The organism is Sphingomonas sp. BK345 (assembly GCF_014193845.1).
Classification (GTDB): domain Bacteria; phylum Pseudomonadota; class Alphaproteobacteria; order Sphingomonadales; family Sphingomonadaceae; genus Sphingomonas.
Genome location: NZ_JACHZX010000002.1, coordinates 849,844 through 864,398 on the forward strand (window position 1 = coordinate 849,844; position 14,555 = coordinate 864,398).

A 14,555-nucleotide genomic window follows, 5' to 3' on the forward strand; every position below is an offset into this window, starting at 1 on the left:
GGACCATCTGCCGCCGCCCGACGCTGGGGGGAACGGAGGTATCGATGAACGAGGATGACGAGCGCTGGATGCGCCGGGCGATCGAGATCGCCCGCTCAAAGGGCTCGGACCCGTCTACCTCGCCGCTCGGCTCGGTAATTGTCCTCGACGGCCGCGAGATCGCAGGCGAGCGCAACCAGACCCAGGAACTGCCCGACGCCACCGCGCATGCCGAGATGATGGCGATCCGCCGCGCCTGCGAGGACACGGGCGAGCTCGAGCTGCGCGGAGCGACGCTCTACTCGACGCTCCAGCCCTGCGGCATGTGCACCATGGCTTCGATCTGGTCGAAGGTGGGCCGCGTCGTCTACGGCGCCGGGCGCGAGGACGTGCACCCGATGTATTTCGAGGCGCGGCATGTCGACACGCTGTCCTTCATCGCGGACGCCTATCGCGACGATATCGTGATTGAGGGCGGGTGCCTCCGCGAGGAGTGCGCCGGCCTCTATTACCCACCCGACGCGGACCTGCCGCGAGACGAGCAGGCGAACCTGTGAGCGAGCCCGACACCTTGATGCTGCGCCCGAACGGCTGGGTGCCCAACAATTCCGCGCTGCCGGTGCTGGTCTATCGCGGCGTCGTGCCGTTCGGCGACCCGGATGCGATCGAGGCGATGCTGCGTCGGAACGACTGGCGTCCGGACTGGCGCGACGGCGTCTATCCCTACCACCACTACCACTCGACGGCGCACGAAGCATTGGTCTGCACCAACGGGTCGGCCGAGCTGATGCTGGGCGGCGAGGGCGGCCGGCAGGTGCGGATCGAGGCGGGCGATCTTCTGGTTCTGCCGGCGGGCACCGGGCATTGCCGGAACAGGGCCAGCGACGACTTCCTGTTGGTGGGCGCCTACCCGGAAGGACAGGATTGGGATGTCTGCCGCCAGGCGGCAGACACGGCAACGCTCGCGCGTATCGCCGCCGTGCCGCTGCCGCAGGCCGACCCGGTCGAGGGCAACAAAGGTCCGCTCACGCGGCTGTGGAGCAACAAGGCATGATCGACATCAACACGGCATCGGCGGACGAGATCGACGCGTTGCCGCAGCTGAAAGGGCACGGATACGAGATCGTCCGCTATCGCGAGGAGCGCGGGCGGTTCGAGGCGGTGCGGCAGCTCGAGGAAGTGCCCGGCATGGCGGGCAAGGCTGCCGGGCTGGAGGACGCAATCCGCGTCGGTTGAGCTCAGCTGCGCGCCTCGACTGCGATCAGCGGATCGCCCGACCGTCCGTCCGCGAGCAAATGCGCCTGGACATCCTGGAAGCCGGCTTTTTCCAGGTAGAGGCGGATGAGCGCTGCCTGTCCGTTCATGTCGAGCGCGCGCCAGATCGCGACCGCCTTGGTCGGAAAGCACCGGTTCGAGAAGCTGGCGATCGCCACGCCGTCCGGCTTCAGCACCCGCCAGACTTCGCGAAACACCGCCAGAGGGTGCTGGAGATATTGTACGCCGACGCACACAAGTACCGCGTCGAACGTCTCGTCCGCCTCCGGCAGGACAGCATCCTGGTTGAGGTCCTGGACGAACCATCGGCCGAGGCGCGGATTGGCGGCGAGCTCCTCCGCGTTCATGCCGTGGCCGACGACATCGAAATCCAGGCCGGGCGGCAGGTGGCTAACCCAGCTCGACATGAGGTCGAGGACGCGATCGCCTGGTTTCAACCTCGATGCATAGTGTCTGGTCAGAGCCTCGACTGCCGCCTCATCGATATGTGTGACGAGGCGAGTGGGCGCGTAGAAGTCGAGGTCGGACCCGCCATCCTGCTTGGCGAACGCCTCCGGTGGCAGACCCAGCGCCTCGGTCTCGCTCATGCTGTGCTCCGGAGTGCTTCGTACCAGTCGGCATAGCGGGTGTTCCGCGCCATCCGCCGGTTCTGGTCAGGCGTGCCGTCGCTCCACCAGACAGGTCCACGTTCGCCAAGCGCGATCTTCGCTTCATTCACCTGCGCGCGAGCCGCCGCGAGTGCGGCGTCATCGCGGTCGCGCAGGGCTGCACCGACTGCCCGGCGAGCGCGCATCAGGTCGGCCGTGAGCGCTCTCCGCTGCTCGGCATCCAGATCAGGATTGGCACGTCGCCAGAGCCGGCCGCGTACGACGATGTAGCGGCCGTCCGGCGTCACCGGCGGTGGGGCTGAAGCTTCGGCCGAGGACGCAATCTTGAGGGACGACATCAGGTCCGAACGAGCGGGCGGCAGGCTGGTTCAGGGTATCGGTCGATCGCCTTGGCATGCCCATCTCAATGGCCGCGAGCCGGACCGAACTGAAGCTGGTCCAGACACGCGGCGAGGATGGAGAAACGCTCCACTCCCTTGCCGTCGCCTGCCTCTTGGAACACCGCGATCCGCTCGGCGACCCAAGCCTTGGCGCGCTCGCCATGGAGCCGCTCGATCGCGAGCGCCTCGGCCCATCGTTCCTGGTCCTCGGTCATGGGCATGGACCGGCAACATACGCAGGCTGAACCATTCCGCCACACCCGGGCAGCTGCCTTGCAGGCCCGAAGCGTCGGATCAGATGCCGAAGTCATAGGGCTTGGTGCGCGCCGGCTCGAGATCGAGACCCTTCTCCGGCTCAGCGGCCCGCGGCGGTTGCCGTGTCGGTTTGGCGTTTGCAGGACGAACCTTGCCACTGGTCTCCAGCGCGGACGTCTTTCCGCCGGCATTGCGGACGAGCTGGCGTTCGAGCCGGACGGCATTGTCGACGACGAGCGTCAGCGAGTCTCGTAGCCGGGTGACGGTCACCAGGAAGGTCTGCTGGTTGACCAGCTTGGTGTCCCGCGTCTCGATGACCGCGATGCCCCGGTCCGATGTCAGCCCCTGCGCCATATGGGCGTTGAGCGCGTAGGCGAGGTCTAGACGCTGGAGCATGGGATCGTTCGGCTTGAGCGTCACGCTGCGGCCCTGGCTCGTCTCCAGCATCACCTTGCCTGACGCGATCGCGGTGATCCGCGCCTGGTCGGCATTGAACAGGCCACGATCATGGTCGTTCGCCGTCCAGCGGATCCGGTCCCGCTCGTGCAGTTCGAGCACCTTTGCCTCGTAGAGCTGGAGCGGGCTCTCGCCCGCCCTGATCCGCAGCCGATCGGGCCGGAACGTACGTTCTGCGCCGCCTGAGAGCCGGAGCGTGACGGCGCCACGGCCGGCGTCGACCCGTTCGACCACGGCGCGGGCGCGGGGGAGCCGCTGAGCCACCTGGGCGCGGCTGATCTCGACCACCATGCCTTCGGCATAGCTGTGCGGGTAACGCAGCTCCTCTCCGGTGACGCTGACCCGGTCCAGCACCGTCACCGCGAGCTTGTCGGTCCCGATATCGCCACGATCGACCAGCCCTTGCTGGACTTTCTCGTTGACCTCGGCGCGCAGCCGGCGACCCGAAGCGTAGATCGCGGTCCGCTCGCGGTCGGCCGGTGCCAAGGCGAGCCAGCGCTCGGCGGCTTCCGCGCTGGCGCGCTCTGGTGCCTCGACGGTGTAGGGCACGAGCGCTTCCATCGCGCGATCGATCGCCCCGATCTGCGCGGCGGCAGCGGCGATGCGGACTGCCTCGCCGCGCGCCCGCAGGTTCTGGCTCATCTGCGCCGTCGGGGCGCCCGCCTGCTGCATCACCGAGAAGGGCTTGCCGGCATCGACCGCGCCCAGCTGCCGCGCGTCGCCGACGAACGCCATGCGGCCGATCCCGATCAGGTTGGCGAGCTGGACGAGCTTCAGGTGATCGCCATTGGACAGCATCGACGCCTCGTCGACGAGCAGGGCGGCACCGCCCAGGCTGGCACGCGCGCTGGCGAGCCGGACGCGATCCGGTGCGGGGCCGAGCAGCCCTTCATGAGCTTTTAGGAAACGCGCCACGGTCATGGACTCGATGCCGGTTTCGCGCTGGAGCATCTGGACCAGGGTGTTCTGGACCGCGAGGCCGAGGACCGGTTTGCCGGCCTGACGAATGAGATCTGCAACGGGGGCGAGCACGCTGCTCTTGCCGGCGCCAGCAACACCCTGGATTGCGACGATCCGATCATTCGAGCTCAGCAGCATGACGCCAGCAGCACGCTGTCCGGGGTTGAGGGTGATACCGGATCGTGCCTGCGCTGCGTCGTCCAGCTTGGCCGGCGCGACGTCTGCCGCGACGTAGCACGCGCCGCCGCCGCGGCCCAATTCCACCGCTGCCAGCATCGCGCGCTCGGTCTCGATCGCCCGTGCCGTGGTGACCATCTGGTCGCGCCGGCCGGTGCCGGCCACGAGCTGGCCTGTAGCCAGCAGCGCCTCGACACGCCGCTCGACGGCGTCAATCCCGACCGGCAGACCGGTGTCGAGCGCGGCCTTGAAGATGTCGGTCTTCGCGAATGCTGCCTCGCGCTCCTCCAGGTGCCGGACAGCCGAGGCAACGGCGTGTGTTGCAGCGACCTCGGTGGCGCTCATCGCCTTGGTGTAGCGGGGCAGATACGGGTCGGCTTTCTCAATGCCGAGCTTCTGCTGGACGGCCTGGACCAGCTCGCGGCCGCGCGCTGTCGTCTGGCCGACAAAGGCGGCGAGGCGTGACCAGGGCGACATGTCCGTGGCAGTCCCGCGATCGGCAGCGGCGATGAGCCCCTGGAGATCGATGCCGGCCTCGGCGGCGCTTGCGCGCCACGCGGTGTAGAGCGCGGCGCGGTCCTGGACCGCGTCCTTGAATGGGCGGGTCATCAGCGTCGCGGCGTCGAACGCGGCGGGGCTGCGATTGCCCAGTTCCGCAACCTTGGCGAGGATCTGCTGCCGGCGTGTGCTGAACGCCATCAGCACGTTGCGCGTAAGCCCGGCCGCTTCGAAATTGCCGTGCTTAGAGCGGTCGCCGAGCGTGTAGCCCAGCGCCTCCACACGCTCGCGGAAGCCAGCCATCGCAACGGCGTTGAGGAGCGTGTTCAGCTGCCACAGCTTGCCGTTGTGGAGCGCCCGCCACTTGCCGTCGGGCCCTTGCGTAACGTTGGCGACGACCGCGTGGAGATGCGCCTGCGGGTCCTGCGCGCGGCTGGTGTCGTGCTCGAACAGGGCCGCCACCAGGTTGCCGGTCGGCACCACTTTCTCGGTCCCGCGCACCTCCATCCGGGTCTCGGCCGCATTGCGCTCGGCCCAGGCGAGCGTGTCCTTCACCGCCGCGCGATAGGCTTCGATGATCCGCCGATCGCCGCCGACAAGGGCCAGCAGCGACCAGCTCTTGGGGAGCGAGAAGGTGAGATCCACGCCCGCACTATGGCGGTCGGCGACTCCGACCTGCGCGCCGTTCGGGAGTGTTCCTTTGAGGAGCGCCTCGAACACAGCCTGGTCGACTTTGCCGGTGAGGCCCAGCGCGGCCGCACCCTTGCCGACCCATTCGCCGGCAGCCTCTGGCTCGGTGGCCGCATAGTAGTTGTCGGCCGCGAAATAGCCGGCGGCGCCCTTGGCCGACCTGACACTCGCGACCGACAACATGAGGGTCAGAAGCCGAGGTCAGGTTGGTCGGTCGATCTGTCCTCGGAAGGCGCGATCCCTTCCCGAAGCTCACGACGGGTGATGTTCTCGGGCGAGGGCAGGGGGCGCACGCTCCGGCCGGGATCGAACCTGCCTGATCGACCCGCGCGCTCAGCCCTTGATCCTTCGCCTGGCTCCGTGGACGGCTCGACCGTCTCTCCGCTCGAGCCGGGTGGCTTCGCCAGTGCCGGGCGAGCCGCGGTCGACGGCTCGTCCAAGCTCTGGCCGTCTGGCGAAGACGACACCTCGGATCCCGCTCCGGTCGAGCGGATGAGCGCCGGATTGAAGTGGCGATCGGCTGGATCGGCGGCACGGGGCCCGGGTTGGTCGGCGTCCGTGCCGCGCAGATCTCTTCCTGCCGAGGCGTCCTCCTCGCGCGCGTTCCGGGGACCTGGACCCTGGTCGTTGGCGCCCGGCGGCGCTTCGCCGGCTGCGTCGCTTGCTCGCGCGGACGATGGTACGATGGCAGGACGGGGCGCGAGCGGCGGCCGCGGCTCGAAGGGCGCAGCGATGCCGGTGAAGCCGACATAGTCGAGCCGGATGGGTGCTGCCGGGAAGCCGTCGGGGAACTTCAGGTAGCCTTGAAGGCGCGGCAGGTTCATCAGCTGGTCGGGTAGAAGGAGCGGCTCAATCTGGCGACGCGGCGTAAGGCTCACCGCGTCGCGCGCGTTGTTGTAGCCGTAGCTATAACCCTCCTCCATCTCGCGATATTGGCGGTGACCGATGAAGTCGGAGCACCAGGTGGCGGACTCGCGATCGGCGGTGGCGAGCACGAGCTTGGTGCGGGCGAGCGCGGCGAGCGTCATCGCCATGTTGTCGCCATAGGTCTCCTTGAGCTTGGCGTAGGCGTGGACGCCCGCGACGATCGCGCCGCCATAGTTGCGGACGGTCTGAAGGCCTTTTTCGAGCGCCGGCAGGCGGTGCAACGCGCCGAGCTCGTCGAACAGGAACCAGAGCTTCAGGTCGGGGCTGCGCGGCCCCGCCATGAGCGTGTTCATGGCGGTGTCCATCCAGACGGTGAGCAGCCGGGAGGCCACCGCCATGTCGACGTAGCGTGCCGACACGAAGAGGAAGCTGCCGGGGCAGCCCTCGCCCTCGACCCAGCGGCGAACCGAGAAGCCGGGACCATCCACGGGCAGCATCCGCAGCGCCTTGGCGTTGGCGTTGAAGACGGCGCGGATCGACTCCGCCATCCGCGCCGCCTCGGGCGCGGTCAGCGGGTCGGCCACCGTGCCCTGCATAAGCTGGTGCACATGGGCGAGGCTGGCGGTCATGAGTTCGGTCGACAGCGCGAGGTTGGTTGCCCGGCCTTCCGCGACCAGCTTGAGGCACATTTCGACGAACAGCATGCGCGCGGCGAGCACCCAGAACTGCTCGGCACCGCCGCCGTCATGAGGGACCAGTGCTTCCGCCGCCGCGGTGAAGCCCGCCTCGTCGATGCAGTCCTCGAAGACCGACCATTGCGGGCAGCGGGCATCGAGTGGATTGAGGATGACGTCGCGTGTCGGGTCGAAGAATGCCTCGATAAAGGCCCCGGTCAGGTCGAAGATCACCGCGCGGTGGCGGCGCGCCCGCACCTGGCAGAGCAGGTCGCGCAGGCAGACGGTCTTGCCGGTGCCGGTCGTGCCGATCAGCATGACGTGGCTCTGCTCGAGCCGCCATGGGAAGGGCACGCCCGCGAGCGTGTAGGGCTGGTAGAGGTTGGCCGCCTGGCGTTCGGCAGCCGAGCAAAGCCGCCAGCCGGGGCCGAGGATGCGGCGATACTCGACCGCGCGCTCGGACCGATTATGTGCCTCGATCTCGTTCACCAGGGCCGGCAGGGTTGCCAGCGTAGCGCCGCGCTCGTGGCGGCTCTCCTTCGAGCGTCGCCCGAACCAGGCCGCCGCCCAGGCAAAGGCAATGGTCGCCGGCACCGTGATCAAGGCTGCGAGCACCGCCCCGCCGCGGACCGCGACCATGCACTTGGCCCAGGCTGTGGCCATCAACGGGTGCGTGGCGGCACGTGCGATCGGCACGAGGATCGGCGCCCCGTCGCGGGCCAGGTTGACGGGCTTGCCGGAATCGAACTCGAACCAGGTGTAGCCGGCGACGTAGATCCGCATCCAGCACAGGTAGCTTTCGGCGTCGCTCAGGGCGCCGTTCACGCGCCACCAGATAAGGCCGCCGAACACTGCCGTCGCGACTAGGGCAGGGCCCTTGAGGCCGGCCGCGAACATGAAGCCGAAATGCCCGATCAGCTGGCTGCCGCGGGTGAAGTTGACAAGCTTATGCCGCATGGAACCGGCCCTCCTCGGAGGTCGCCTCGCGCCACAACCGGATCACGGTCGCGCGGAGATCGGGATCGGGATGAACAGCGAGCAGCTCGTCGAGCGCGATCGCCACGAATAGGAGTTGTCCGAGCGCCTCGCTGATCCGGTCGGGCGCGCCCCTGAGTTCGCGGGCAAGCAGTTCGCGCACGAGCTTGCCGATGTCGGTGTTGCGGGTTGCGACAAGGTGATCGAGCTCAGCGCGCATCGCGCCGCTCATGCGAACGGTGATGAAATGATGGTACGACATGCACATCTCCGATAAGCCGGAGGAGCATGGTCGCGCGTCGCAAGGCAGGGTCGATCTAGCAGCGGACGGGGGCTGTAGGAAAACACATTCTACAAAATCGAAGCGAGCGGCTCCAACAATGAAAACAACGGCTTAGAAGCGGCCCCACAAAGAACCACGAAATGCGTCCGCCCGTGGGACCGGTTTTGGCGAGGGTCTTCAACCTCTTGTCCTGCGGGCTTGCCGCATAGGGTGTGCTCCCTTTGCGCCATATCGTCGAAGTGCTGCGGTCGGGATGGATGGACTGACGATCGGGTCTTGATCGGGGTGCCCGGTGGGATCGCCGTCGCGAACCTTGGCTCGGGAAACGGAGTGTGATCAGTCGGGAAAGGACGCGGCAGGCGTGCTCTGGGAGAGAGACGCTGCTCTGGACGAGCAAAGCGAGAGAGGCGTGGTTGCCCCTCTCGCCGGCTTAGGATTCGTCGCTGCGGCCGGCAGCCACGGTGTGGACGATCCGGTCCACCAGGTCCTGCATCAGGGTTTCGTAGTCACCCTCGTCAGCGACCCAGTAGCAGCCATCGTCGGTGCGGATGATGTGCTGGTCGAAGTAGCTGTAGGGCGCCCTGGCGGCGGCCCTGGCGTAGGCGGCCATGTAGGCGTCGTGGTCCGCAGCAGCAGCGGCGGTGGTGGTGATCGGGCTGTAGAAGGTCATCGTCCGTCCTCTCAATGTTCAAGTGAAAGACGGCGGCTGAGGGACAGCGGGGAAGATCGGGGGTCAGGGACCGCTCCGCCAGGAGCGGCCGCGTCAGCGGCGATGGGGGTCACGATTTTTCCGGCCGCGCGGTGACGCCGGCGGTGGAGCGCGAACCTCGATCGGCCGGAAAAATGGTGGGGCCCCGTCGTCCTTGAGGCCCGGTCTTCGCCGCTGTCATGCTTCCCCATGTCGAGCGAGTAGAAGAGCTCGGCCGGCGCGGGCTCGATGCCCGCGGCGGCCGATTGGATGCGGCACGCTGGAGGGGAGGACCTGCTCCGGTTGCCCGCAGAAATCCCTTTCCTACAGGTACGCGGCTAGGCGAAGAGAGGATCGGAAGGGGCTTCGACCGACAGGAGAATGGTCGTGGCCAAGAAGAAGCCGAGCGCGCTGGATGCGCTCACCAGACATGACGAAGAACAGCGCCTGCTCGAGAGCCGGCGCGAGGAACTGCGGCGTGCTGCCGCGCTCGAACTGGGGCTGATCGCGCTCGATGCCGGCGGCGGTGCGCTGGGTGCCGAAGGCCTGAGACAGGCGATCCGCCTCGCGCTCGATGGGAACGGCGGTGAGCCCGCTCCCGGCAAAATGCGATCGCAAGTGAGCATGGTTCACTCGCCGGTGAAGGGGGAGGGCAATGCCTGACCCGATCACCCGTGAGCCGATGAGCGATGTCGCCGAGGTCATCGCGATCCTTGCTGATCCGGCGACCAGCTACTGGCTGCGCGATGCGATCGTCTCAGCCTGCCAGCGTGATCCGTTCGACGCCGAGCGGGACGCCCTGGCGCTCGCCGGCCTGCTGACCCGCCGCCTCGATGCGATCGTCACGCGGCACTTCGGCAGCCCTCGCCAGGCATGACGAAGGTGCCCCGGCGGCGGTGCCGCCGGGGCGTATTCCGGGCCGTCAGAAGGGCAGGTCGTCGTCGATGTCGTTCTGGCCGGAAGGCTCGCCGCCACTCGCCGACTTGCCGCGGCTGAGGAACTGGACATCCTCGGCGATGATCTCGCAGCCGTACCGCTCGACCCCCTCGCGATCGGTCCACTTGCTGTAGTGGATGCGGCCGCGCACCGACACCAGCATGCCCTTGGTCGCGTATTGCGCGACCGTCTTGCCGAGGCCGTTGAAGCAGGTGATGCGGTGCCACTCGGTCTCCTTGGCGGTGTAGCCGTTCGCATCCTTGAAGGTCTTGCCCTCGCCGTCGCGCTTGGGCCGGCTGGTGCCGAGGCTCAGGGTGGTGACGCGGGTCTCGCCGCGGGTGGAGCGGGTCTCGGGATCGGTGCCGAGATTGCCGACGAGAAAAACGGTGTTGGTCATGGCGCTTGCTCCTTGCGGATCGTCGGGACCGTCCCGATCGACGGAGCCCCGGCCATGGCGAGGCAGCCGGGCGGAGGCACCGAGCGGCCTGCAGGGACGGGAGGGGAACCCTGGGAGACCAGGCTGGCGCGGGCAGCGGAGGCGAAGCCGGAGCAACACGGGCCTGGTCGGGAAGGGTTGCCTGCGCTCGCGCCCGCCATAGGGGTGAGCAGTCGATGGGAATGGTCCTGACCCGGCCGGATCGCGCACGCCCGAAAGTGCTACCGTCTGGTGCTGGAGGTTCGCGCCGATCGACACAGACGGTTTCCGCCGTAGCGGGCCCACGCCAGCGCATAGCCGTCCCGGACCATCGCGCAGGAGAGGTCGCCAACTTGCTGAGAACGGCACAAGGCGCCGGTCCGATCGCCCTTCGCGGAGCCGTTCGACACGCAGGTGAGAGGGGAACCACGGACCACGATGTGCCCGGTGCGGAGCGTGCCGCGGGCTCCGCCCAAGAGGGCGACGAGATGGTCGCGTGCGGCGCGACCGCTGGCGCGAGGACAGGGATGTCTTGGCCGGCAGGTCTCGTCCATCTCGCGGGCGGCGATGCCTTCCAGCCGAATGCGCGGCCCTTCCGCACACCAGATCGGACCGTCCCCGTCCCAAACCGCGACGGGCGTACAGGTGAAGGTGGTGCCGGGGGCGACGACGCTGGCGAGGAGCAGAAGCGGGATCATCGCCGATGCTCTTACGCAAAGGTGCACGACAGGCCACCCTGCAGCGCAGCGGCGCCGACCGGCGAGCGGTTTGAGGCGACAAGGGAGCGAGCTAGTGAGGACGGAATGACCCTGATCAAGCCTGTCAGCGAGACCGCGCTCTATGCGCCGATCAAGCGCTTCCTCGGGCGTCATGGGTTCGAGGTGAAGGGGGAGATCTGCGGCTGCGACATCGTCGGGCTGGCACCTGGCGAGCCGCCGCTCGTGGTCGTCACCGAGCTCAAGCTATCCTTCTCGCTCGAGCTGCTGCTGCAGGCGGTCGAGCGGACGCGCTCGTCCGACATCGTCTATGTCGCGGTGCCGGCCACGCGCCGCGGCCGCGACCAGGACCGCCGGGTGCATCGGCTCTGCCAATTGCTGGGACTGGGCCTGCTCGCGGTCGACCTGCGATTAGGCACGGTCACCGTGCTCGGCGAGCCTGCGCCCTACCGACCGCGGCCCAGCCTGCCGCAGCGGCGGCGCCTCGTCGCTGAGCATCGCCGTCGAAAGGGCGACCCGACCCAGGGTGGATCGACCCGCCAGCCGATCATGACAGCGTATCGCCAGCGCACGATCGCGTGCGCCGAGGCGATGCGGGATGGACCGAAGCGACCGAGGGATCTGCGCGGGCTCGCGGAGGATGCGGGCGGTATCCTGCTGCGCAACGTTTATGGCTGGTTCGAGCGCGTGGAGAAGGGGCTCTATGCGCTGTCCGAGCGTGGCCGGCTTGCGATCGGCGATATCTAAAAGAGGTCTCTACCGCCCCCGGAGCAGGAAGCGGCATAGTCCAAAGCCGGGGAAGAAGGGCGCCGCCGAAGCGGCGCCCGGAAGGGTTCAAGCCGCAAGCGCCTCGCCCGAGGTACGGGCATGGTGCTTGGGGTTGGTGCCGAGCGGACCACGCCGGTCGACGACGGCAATCCCGCGCTCCTTAGCCTGGATGACGAGCCGCTCCAGCACGCCGTTGCCGGCGAACGCGACGACGTAGCGCGGCTTCAATCCGAGCATCTGCTCGTTGCGGCGGAAGCCTGCCCGGGCGCCGAGCCGCGTGTCGAGGCTGAACGCGATCTGCGGCACCTTGTGACGCTCGGCCCAGGACGCCGCGAGCCGGTCGGCACCCTTGCCGTCGCCGCCATGGACGAGGACCATGTCCGCGACATTGGCGCGCACCCGGTCGAGCGTGCGCCAGATCGCGTCGCCATAGGCCTTGGCATCGTCCGCGCTACCGAAGCTCAGCCGTCCGCCGGCAAAGACGACGGGCGTGCCCTCAGGCATCGCGGCCCGGCGCTTGCCTTCGGCGCGGGCCTTCAGGAACTCGCGTCCCTGGACCACAGCGGAGGTGCTCAGCGCGTCGTGGCTGAGCCGCGAGCCGCCGGCCGGCTTCCAGGACGATCCGGTCTCGGCGAGGTAGAGCGCTGCCGCCGTTTCGCGGAGTGCCTCCAGCGCCAGCATCTCGCCTTCGGCCGCTTGCGCGCGCTCGACCTGCTGTTCGAGTTCAGCGGTGTGGACCTCCGAGCCGTCGTTGGTCGCGAGCAGCAGCCGGATCTCGTCGGTCGCCCGGTCGATGCGGGTCGAGGCCTTGGCAGCGGCGCGATGGAAGAGGTTCACGAAGCCCCAGCCGAGCTCCTCGGCCTGGTCCTCGAGGATGGTGTCGGTGAACAGCGCGAACAGGTCGGACCAGACGGCGGCGAGCGTCTGGTCGATTGCTTCCGGCTCGGGTCGGGCGAGGGGACGCGCACCGGGATCGCTGGCGATCGAGAGATGCCCGAGTTCGAGCGCAGCGAGCTGGGCGGCAAGGGTGGTCGGCATGAGAGGTCTCCTGTCAGACGCCGCGGATCTGCGGCGACGCGTGCCCTCCCACCCGGCGGCATCAGGGCCGGGCGCCACCCCCCGACAAGGCTGGCGCGGGCCGCCTCGCGAGGGCGCCAGCCCAGGCGAGGCAACACGGGCCGCAGGCGGGCGGGTTGCGCCTGGATCGCCGGCGGGTAGAAGGCCTCTCGCGCCCGCACCGCGGCACTGGCCGGACCTCGTATCCGGCTCTCAGGCGACGAGCCTCGGCTGGCTTTCGGGCAAGCATGCCAGCCCGATCTCGCGCGCAATCCGTGCCGCCAGCCGAGCGTGGTCGACCAGCTCGGTCATGCGAGCCCAATGATTGCGCTCGCCGACATGGTCGGACCGGCCGCGGCACCGGCGAAACAGGATCTCGCCCGGCCCGAAGCCGCCGATCGAGACCTGGCAGTAGAGCTCTTCCCCGTGGAGGATGACCTCGCCCGACACCGCTGGACCGCCAGCACAGACGCGAATGTCGTATCGGCCGCGCTCGAGTTGCAGCGCGTCGGCAAGCCGCTTCAGCGCCCGCCGTGCTTCCGTGTGGAAGGTCCGCTTGGCGTCAGCGTCATGATCGACGCCGCGCGCGGCGAGCAGGGTCAGCAACGGGGTGCGCGCAATCTCGGCCAAGGCATCGCCGCAGAGCGTGCGAAGGGCCGGCCGATCCGGCATCGTGGTCGTCGCGACAGCCCCGAGATGCCGGGCGAGTAGCACCACGGCAGGGTCGGATTCGAATGACTTGCCGGCGTTGCGGCAGTCCTTGGCAGCGGCCTGGATGGCGTGGAGGCAAGCAGCAATGGTGTCGAGGCCGCTCGGATCGAGCGCCTGCGCGAAGCGGTAGCCGACATCGTAGGTCATTAGAAAATCTCCCGAGGAGAGGAGGTGCAAACAGCGATCCTTTGCGGGCCGCCGAGAGGGTGCGGGTCAGGCGGCGAGCGACAGCTCGGCGGGGCGCTCGGCGCGGCCGAGCTTCAGCAGATAGGCGGAGGCCTCCTCGGCCTTGGCGGCCGCGGTCAGGATCGCGCGGGCATCGGTCTTGAGGACCTTGAGCCAGCTGCCGAGATAGCTCGCATGATCGTCGAGATGGTCGACTGGCAGCCCAAGTTCGGCGCCGATCATCGCCGAGGCGAGCTCGGCGACCAGCTCCTCGACGGCGTAAGCGTCGCTCCCGAAGCGACCACCTAGCGAGCGGTCCAGTCGGCTTCGGTGTCCCGTCCAGTGCGCAAGCTCATGCGCCAGTGTCGACCGGTAGAGGTCGCGCGTCCGGAACTGCGACACCTTCGGCATGGTGATCTGGTCGGTCGAGGGCATGTAATAGGCCTCGCTGCCACCGTGGCGCAGCAACGCCGGAATAGCGGCGAAGAAGGTGTCGAGTTCGCGATCACGCGCAGTCGGTTCGGGCAGCGACACGGGCTCGGGCCGGAACCGCTCGGGCAGCCCATTGATTTGGTCGACGTTGAAGACGGTAAAGCTCTTCAGCACGCGGCGCGCCTCGTCTTCGCGCTCGCCCGTCGCGGGATCCTCAATCTCCTTGGTATAGCTCTTGTAGAAGATGGCGAGCGTACCGCGCTCGCCCTTGCGCACCTGGCCTCCGAGCAGCTGTGCCTGGTGGTAGGTCATCCAGGTCGGCGAGCCGAAGCCGCGCGATTGTGCCGCCATCCAGAGCCAGATGACGTTGACCCCTCGATAAGGCGTTCCGCAGACGCGCAAGGGCCTGGAGACAGGACCGCCGGTCCAGGGCTGGCGCCAGGGCCTGACGCCGGCCTCCAGGCGTTCGATGATGGCGTTGGTGATTGTCTCGGCGGGGCTGGTCGGCGGGGTGGATCGGCTGTGGCGCATCGCGCGGCTCCTCTGATCACGAGCCGGATCGGCTCGCCCCGGCGACAGCCGTCTCCCCTC

The 14,555-nt window shown here is 68.4% G+C and carries 18 protein-coding genes; 6 read left to right on the forward strand and 12 right to left on the reverse strand.

Annotation, left to right across the window (positions count from 1 at the left end; all coding sequences use genetic code 11):
- Positions 1–44 precede the first annotated feature (44 nt).
- From FHY03_RS09205 to FHY03_RS09215, 3 genes are read left to right on the forward strand one after another with little or no spacing between them, the layout of a single operon-like run.
- Positions 45–536 carry a nucleoside deaminase gene (locus FHY03_RS09205; RefSeq protein ID WP_183930236.1) on the forward strand — a complete coding sequence of 164 codons (492 nt, stop codon included), beginning with the start codon at positions 45–47 and terminating at the stop codon, positions 534–536.
- Positions 533–1,033, forward strand: a complete 501-nt coding sequence (locus tag FHY03_RS09210) for a cupin domain-containing protein (RefSeq protein WP_311721353.1) — start codon at positions 533–535, stop codon at positions 1,031–1,033. Before FHY03_RS09205 ends, FHY03_RS09210 begins: the two co-directional genes overlap by 4 nt.
- Complete coding sequence (locus FHY03_RS09215; RefSeq protein ID WP_183930238.1) at positions 1,030–1,215, forward strand: helix-hairpin-helix domain-containing protein; 186 nt, start codon at positions 1,030–1,032, stop codon at positions 1,213–1,215. The genes FHY03_RS09210 and FHY03_RS09215 overlap by 4 nt, the downstream gene beginning before the upstream one ends.
- A gap of 2 nt (positions 1,216–1,217) precedes the next feature.
- Here FHY03_RS09215 and FHY03_RS09220 read toward each other — a convergent pair whose 3' ends face one another.
- The 7 genes from FHY03_RS09220 to FHY03_RS09250 form a co-directional block, all read right to left on the reverse strand.
- A complete protein-coding gene (locus FHY03_RS09220) occupies positions 1,218–1,841 on the reverse strand; it encodes a class I SAM-dependent methyltransferase (RefSeq protein ID WP_183930239.1) in 624 nt (207 codons plus the stop codon).
- A complete protein-coding gene (locus FHY03_RS09225; RefSeq protein WP_183930241.1) occupies positions 1,838–2,200 on the reverse strand; it encodes a hypothetical protein in 363 nt (120 codons plus the stop codon). The genes FHY03_RS09220 and FHY03_RS09225 overlap by 4 nt, the downstream gene beginning before the upstream one ends.
- A 65-nt stretch (positions 2,201–2,265) precedes the next feature.
- Entirely contained in the window at positions 2,266–2,463 is a 198-nt protein-coding gene (locus FHY03_RS09230) for a DUF6961 family protein (protein ID WP_183930243.1), read from the reverse strand.
- Positions 2,464–2,536: 73 nt separating this feature from the next.
- Positions 2,537–5,461 carry a MobF family relaxase gene (mobF, locus tag FHY03_RS09235; RefSeq protein WP_183930245.1) on the reverse strand — a complete coding sequence of 975 codons (2,925 nt, stop codon included), beginning with the start codon at positions 5,459–5,461 and terminating at the stop codon, positions 2,537–2,539.
- Positions 5,462–5,466: 5 nt separating this feature from the next.
- The gene (locus FHY03_RS09240; protein WP_409314165.1) at positions 5,467–7,716 is read right to left on the reverse strand and encodes a type IV secretion system DNA-binding domain-containing protein; all 2,250 of its coding nucleotides are present in this window, start codon (positions 7,714–7,716) and stop codon (positions 5,467–5,469) included.
- Between the two features lie 49 nt (positions 7,717–7,765).
- Complete coding sequence (locus FHY03_RS09245) at positions 7,766–8,026, reverse strand: hypothetical protein (RefSeq protein ID WP_183930249.1); 261 nt, start codon at positions 8,024–8,026, stop codon at positions 7,766–7,768.
- 481 nt (positions 8,027–8,507) lie between these two features.
- Entirely contained in the window at positions 8,508–8,747 is a 240-nt protein-coding gene (locus FHY03_RS09250) for a hypothetical protein (protein ID WP_183930251.1), read from the reverse strand.
- Between the two features lie 405 nt (positions 8,748–9,152).
- On the opposite strand from FHY03_RS09250, the gene FHY03_RS09255 reads away from it, so the two are divergent.
- On the forward strand, positions 9,153–9,428 hold the full coding sequence (locus FHY03_RS09255) for a DUF6437 family protein (RefSeq protein WP_183930253.1): 276 nt from the start codon (positions 9,153–9,155) through the stop codon (positions 9,426–9,428).
- Positions 9,421–9,642, forward strand: a complete 222-nt coding sequence (locus FHY03_RS09260; protein WP_218838907.1) for a hypothetical protein — start codon at positions 9,421–9,423, stop codon at positions 9,640–9,642. The genes FHY03_RS09255 and FHY03_RS09260 overlap by 8 nt, the downstream gene beginning before the upstream one ends.
- A gap of 45 nt (positions 9,643–9,687) precedes the next feature.
- On the opposite strand, the gene FHY03_RS09265 is transcribed toward FHY03_RS09260, so the two are convergent.
- Complete coding sequence (locus FHY03_RS09265; protein WP_183930255.1) at positions 9,688–10,098, reverse strand: single-stranded DNA-binding protein; 411 nt, start codon at positions 10,096–10,098, stop codon at positions 9,688–9,690.
- A 260-nt stretch (positions 10,099–10,358) separates the two neighbouring features.
- Entirely contained in the window at positions 10,359–10,814 is a 456-nt protein-coding gene (locus tag FHY03_RS09270; protein WP_183930257.1) for a thermonuclease family protein, read from the reverse strand.
- A 105-nt stretch (positions 10,815–10,919) separates the two neighbouring features.
- Between FHY03_RS09270 and FHY03_RS09275 the strand changes: the two genes are divergently transcribed.
- Entirely contained in the window at positions 10,920–11,579 is a 660-nt protein-coding gene (locus FHY03_RS09275; protein ID WP_183930259.1) for a DUF2161 family putative PD-(D/E)XK-type phosphodiesterase, read from the forward strand.
- Positions 11,580–11,666: 87 nt separating this feature from the next.
- Here the strand turns inward: FHY03_RS09275 and FHY03_RS09280 are convergent, their stop codons facing one another.
- The 3 genes from FHY03_RS09280 to FHY03_RS09290 all read right to left on the reverse strand — a co-directional run bounded on the left by FHY03_RS09280 (position 11,667) and on the right by FHY03_RS09290 (position 14,495).
- Positions 11,667–12,638 (reverse strand): DUF2493 domain-containing protein, encoded by a 972-nt coding sequence (locus FHY03_RS09280; protein ID WP_183930261.1) that lies wholly within the window; start codon positions 12,636–12,638, stop codon positions 11,667–11,669.
- Positions 12,639–12,869: 231 nt separating this feature from the next.
- Positions 12,870–13,514: a hypothetical protein gene (locus FHY03_RS09285; protein ID WP_183930263.1), complete on the reverse strand. Its 645-nt coding sequence runs from the start codon at positions 13,512–13,514 to the stop codon at positions 12,870–12,872.
- 66 nt (positions 13,515–13,580) lie between these two features.
- Complete coding sequence (locus FHY03_RS09290; RefSeq protein ID WP_183930265.1) at positions 13,581–14,495, reverse strand: ArdC family protein; 915 nt, start codon at positions 14,493–14,495, stop codon at positions 13,581–13,583.
- Positions 14,496–14,555: the final 60 nt, after the last annotated feature.